The sequence below is a fragment of the Microbacterium sp. Leaf351 genome (assembly GCF_001423825.1).
Classification (GTDB): domain Bacteria; phylum Actinomycetota; class Actinomycetes; order Actinomycetales; family Microbacteriaceae; genus Microbacterium; species Microbacterium ginsengisoli.
This window is the reverse complement of record NZ_LMPK01000015.1, coordinates 27,944-32,329: the sequence shown is the minus strand read 5'-3', so window position 1 is coordinate 32,329 and position 4,386 is coordinate 27,944. Positions and strand designations below refer to the sequence as shown.

Annotated in this window: 5 protein-coding genes and 1 pseudogene; all 6 read left to right on the top strand. The window is 65.5% G+C overall.

The genetic code is table 11. The features are described 5' to 3' along the window. On the top strand, positions 1–1,010 hold a 1,010-nt coding region (locus ASG00_RS05830), incomplete at its 5' end, for an ABC transporter substrate-binding protein (protein WP_235559235.1). 107 nt (positions 1,011–1,117) lie between these two features. Further along, positions 1,118–2,419 (top strand): carbohydrate ABC transporter permease, encoded by a 1,302-nt coding sequence (locus ASG00_RS05825; RefSeq protein ID WP_235559232.1) that lies wholly within the window; start codon positions 1,118–1,120, stop codon positions 2,417–2,419. Beyond that, a pseudogene (locus ASG00_RS17260) lies at positions 2,419–2,598 on the top strand (carbohydrate ABC transporter permease); the annotation flags it as partial. The gene ASG00_RS05825 and the pseudogene ASG00_RS17260, both read left to right, overlap by 1 nt. 3 nt (positions 2,599–2,601) lie before the next feature. Further along, a partial coding sequence (locus tag ASG00_RS05820; RefSeq protein ID WP_235559229.1) for a carbohydrate ABC transporter permease occupies positions 2,602–3,329 on the top strand: 728 nt, incomplete at its 5' end. Positions 3,330–3,454: 125 nt separating this feature from the next. Continuing rightward, the gene (locus ASG00_RS05815; RefSeq protein ID WP_048809133.1) at positions 3,455–3,988 is read left to right on the top strand and encodes a hypothetical protein; all 534 of its coding nucleotides are present in this window, start codon (positions 3,455–3,457) and stop codon (positions 3,986–3,988) included. A 215-nt stretch (positions 3,989–4,203) separates the two neighbouring features. After that, positions 4,204–4,386, top strand: a 183-nt coding sequence (locus ASG00_RS17255; RefSeq protein ID WP_235559228.1) for a hypothetical protein, incomplete at its 3' end; no start/stop codon positions are given.

Genomic DNA, 4,386 nt, shown 5'->3' with positions numbered 1-4,386 from the left:
CCCTGGTCGGCACGGGCGACGTCAAGAAGGCGTCGGACACCGTCTCGGCCAACGTCGACAAGTACTGGTCGAAGGACTGGAAGACGTATGGCACGGTCGACGGCACGTTCTACGCCGCGCCCATGCTCGCCAACGTCAAGGGCTACGTCTGGTACTCGCCGGCGAAGTTCAAGGAGTGGGGCGTCTCCGTCCCCAAGACCTGGGACGACCTGCTCACCCTGACCAAGACCATTCAGCAGAAGACCGGCCAGGCTCCCTGGTGCGCCGGCTTCGCCTCGGGTGACGCGTCGGGCTGGCCCGGCACCGACTGGATCGAGGACCTCGTCCTGCGTCAGTCCGGCCCCGACGTCTACGACCAGTGGGTCGCCGGCACGGTGAAGTTCACGGATGCCCCGATCAAGAGCGCGTTCGACGCGGTGGGTCAGATCCTCCTGAACCCCCAGTACGTCAACGCCGGCTTCGGAGATGTGAAGAGCATCAACTCGACCGCGTTCGCCGACGTCGCCGCCAAGGTCGCCGACGGCAGCTGCGCGATGACGCACCAGGCGTCGTTCCTCTCGTCGAACTTCCTCGACGTGAAGACCGCCTCGGGTCAGACCCCGAAGGTCGCCCCCGACGGTGACGTCTACGCGTTCATCCTCCCCGGCATCACCGAGGGTGCGCAGTCGGTCGAGGCCGGCGGCGAGTTCGTCGCGTCGTTCAGTGACTCGGCGGCCGTGCAGAAGGTTCTCGAGTACATGTCGAGCCCCGACTTCGCGAACGCCCGCGTCAAGCTCGGCGGCGTGATCTCGGCCAACAAGGGCGCCGACCCGAGCCTGGCCTCGAGCGCGTTCCTCACCGACGCCATGAAGACGCTGCAGGACCAGAACACGGTCGTGCGTTTCGACGCGTCGGACCTGATGCCCGCCACGGTGGGTTCGGGCTCCTTCTGGAAGGGCATGGTCAGCTGGATCGACGGCAAGCCGACCGACCAGGTGCTCAGCGACATCCAGGCCGGCTACAACAACTGATCGCCTGACGGCGGCAGGCCGCCCGTGAGGGGGTCGCTCTTCGGAGCGGTCCCCTCACGGCGCGGTTTCCGCCCTGAATCGAGGGAGAGACGATGTCGTCGCATCCGATGACCGCGAACACGCAGACGCCCCGCGCGGGCGGTACGCGTCGCGTCGCCACCATCATCGCGATCATCGCCGCCGTGGCGGTGGTCGCGTTTTTCGTCCTGCTGGTGACAGGACCCCACGTCGAGAACGCCCGACCGACGACGCTCGGCTTCTCGCTCAACAGCTTCTTCCAGTGGATCGGCAACCTGAATCCGCTGCTGCAGATCCCGATCATGCTCGCCGTCGCGCTCGCGGTGGTCGGCGTCATCCTGCTGCTCATCGAGTACGCCCCCCGTGCGGGGCGCGGATACTTCTGGCTGCGACTGGCCGCGTGCTTCGTGCTGCCGGTGATCGCCTTCATGCTGCTGCGTCCGTACCAGAACGCCGTGCTCTGGGTCGTGGGTATCGCCCTCGGCCTCGGCGCCCTCCTGTTCTTCGCGGACTACCGGGCTCGCGAAGGCGCGGGCTACCTGTTCCAGCTGATCATCTTCCTCACGCCGGCAGCGCTTCTGCTTCTGCTTGGCCTGATCTACCCGGCGATCAGCACTATCTACCAGTCGTTCTTCGACAAGACGGGCAAGTCGTTCGTCGGGCTCGACAACTACATCTGGACCTTCACGAACCCGGAAGGCTTCTGGTCGGTCATCAACACCCTCATCTGGGCTCTCGTCACACCGGTCGTTTCGACGGCGCTCGGCCTCGCGTACGCCGCCTTCATTGACCGTGCACGCGGCGAGAAGATCCTCAAGGTGCTCGTGTTCATGCCGATGGCGATCTCGTTCGTGGGTGCCGGCATCATCTGGAAGTTCATCTACGACTATCGGCAGGGCGACCAGATCGGCCTGCTGAACGCGATCATCACCGGGCTCGGGGGTCAGCCGGTGCCCTGGCTCGACACGGCGCCACTGGTCAACACGATCTGCCTGCTCATCGTGTTCATCTGGACGCAGACCGGGTTCGCCATGGTCGTGCTCTCCGCCGCGATCAAGGCCGTGCCGACCGAGCAGCTCGAGGCTGCGCAGCTCGACGGCACGAACGCGTGGCAGCGGTTCATCAACGTGACGGTGCCCGGAATCCGCTCGTCGCTGGTCGTCGTGCTCACGACCCTGACGATCGCCGCACTGAAGGTGTACGACATTGTGGCGGTGATGACCGGCGGTCGGTCGGACTCGACGGTGCTCGGTTTCGAGATGGTGAACCAGCAGCAGCGGTTCCAGAGCTACGGGCACTCGTCGGCCCTCGCCGTCGTGCTGTTCCTCATCGTGCTGCCGCTGATCATCTACAACGCGCGACAGCTGCGCAAGCAGAAGGAGGTGCGCTGATGGCCGTCATCGACGCCCAGCCCGCATTCGACGCCCGTGCGGCCCGCCGTACGGCGCGAGAGACCCGCCGCAACGAGAACCTGGCGCAGAAGAAGCTGACCTCGAAGCGAGCCACTCTGATCGCGATCCTCATCGCGATCCTGTGGACGATCCCGACGTTCGGCCTGTTCGTCACCTCGNNNCCCTCGACAACTACTTCGAGGCGCTCACCTCGGGCGGTACGGCGCTCACCCTCGGGCAGTCGTTCATCAACTCGCTCGCGATCACGATCCCCGCCACGGTCATTCCGATCGCAGTCGCCTCGCTCGCCGCGTACGCGTTCGCGTGGATCGACTTCAAGGGCCGCAACATTCTGTTCGTGTTCGTCTTCGCGCTGCAGATCGTGCCGATCCAGATGGCGCTCGTGCCGCTGCTGAGCCTGTTCTCACGGGGTCTCGAGATCGGGGGAGTGGCGGTGTTCCCCGGCTTCGAGCTGAGGGATGTCGACCACAGCTTCGCGACGGTGTGGATCGCGCACGCGATCTTCGGCCTGCCGCTGGCGATCTTCCTGCTGCACAACTTCATCGCGGAGATCCCGGCGGAGCTCATCGAGGCTGCGCGCGTCGATGGCGCCGGGCACGGCCAGATCTTCTTCCGGATGATCCTGCCCCTCGCGATGCCGGCGATCGCCTCGTTCGCGATCTTCCAGTTCCTCTGGGTCTGGAACGACCTGCTCGTCGCGACTATCTTCGCTCCATCGAGTTCGCTGCCATTGACACAGACATTGAACTCGCTATCCGGCTCGTGGGGCTCGAAGTGGTTCCTGCAGTCCGCCGGTGCGTTCATCTCGATCATCGTTCCGCTGATCGTGTTCTTCGCGCTGCAGCGCTTCTTCGTGCGCGGCCTTCTCGCCGGATCGACGAAGGGCTGACCCGACCGCACGGAACGACGGGCCGGTGGAGGGGTTCCCTCCACCGGCCCGTCGTTCGCGCGTCGACGGTCGCCGACTGTGGATAACCCCTGGTCATGCCGGTGTACTCGTCTACCTTGGGGCGCATGTCGCAGGCTCCCCGTCGCACCGCTATCGCGTTGATCGCCGCGCTCACCGCGGTCGTCATGAGCGGATGCGGCGCCCCCGCGCCCACCCCGACGCCGACGGCGTTGAGTGAGGCGGAGGCCTATGCCGCGGCGGAGGCGACGTATCGGGCGTATGTCGACGCGTTGAACCGTGTGGACCTCTCCGATCCCACGACATTCGAGCCCGTGTTCGCGTTGACGACCGGTGAAGCGCTTGCCGCGGACCGAAAGACCTTTTCCGACATGCACGCCCGCGCCTACTCGGTATCCGGTAACACTCGCGTTCAGTCGATAGTCGACCGTCGGTTTGATAGTTCGACCGGAGTTGTCGAGCTTGCCGTGTGTCAGGACGTCTCACAAGTGCACGTCGTGGACGAGTCGGGGAACAGTGTCGTAAGTCCGGACCGCCCGGACATCCAGCAGATGCGCTTAAGAGCTGCGCCCCTCTCCTCCGGAGCTACTCGAGCTCTGATCACTTCTTTCGGGCCCGACGAATCAGGCGTGAAGTGCTAGCTCTGACACTCGCGATCTCAGTCGTCGTTGCTGCCGGTCTCACAGCTTCCGGCGTTCAAGGGCAGAACTGTGGAGCGGGCGCCTGGACAGGGCCGTGTGTCGCGAACTCCGGCACCAAGGTAGACCTCGTCGAGCAGCGCGCGCCGTCGGGCGATGCGGGGTCGACGTGGGTGCCTCGCCACTCGCAGTCTGATGATCGGTCGGGCCTGGGCCCGGTGAACTACACGAACGCGACGCCGTTGCAGAGGGTGGGCGACCTCTCGAACCAGGTGGACTGCGGGTTGGCGATGTGTCTGGACCCTGCTCAGCCGGTCGATCCGGGCGCGCCGACGGTGACCGCCGCGGATATCGCGTCGTTCCGCCCCGACCCGAGCGAGCTGGCGAGTGAGCCGACCGGC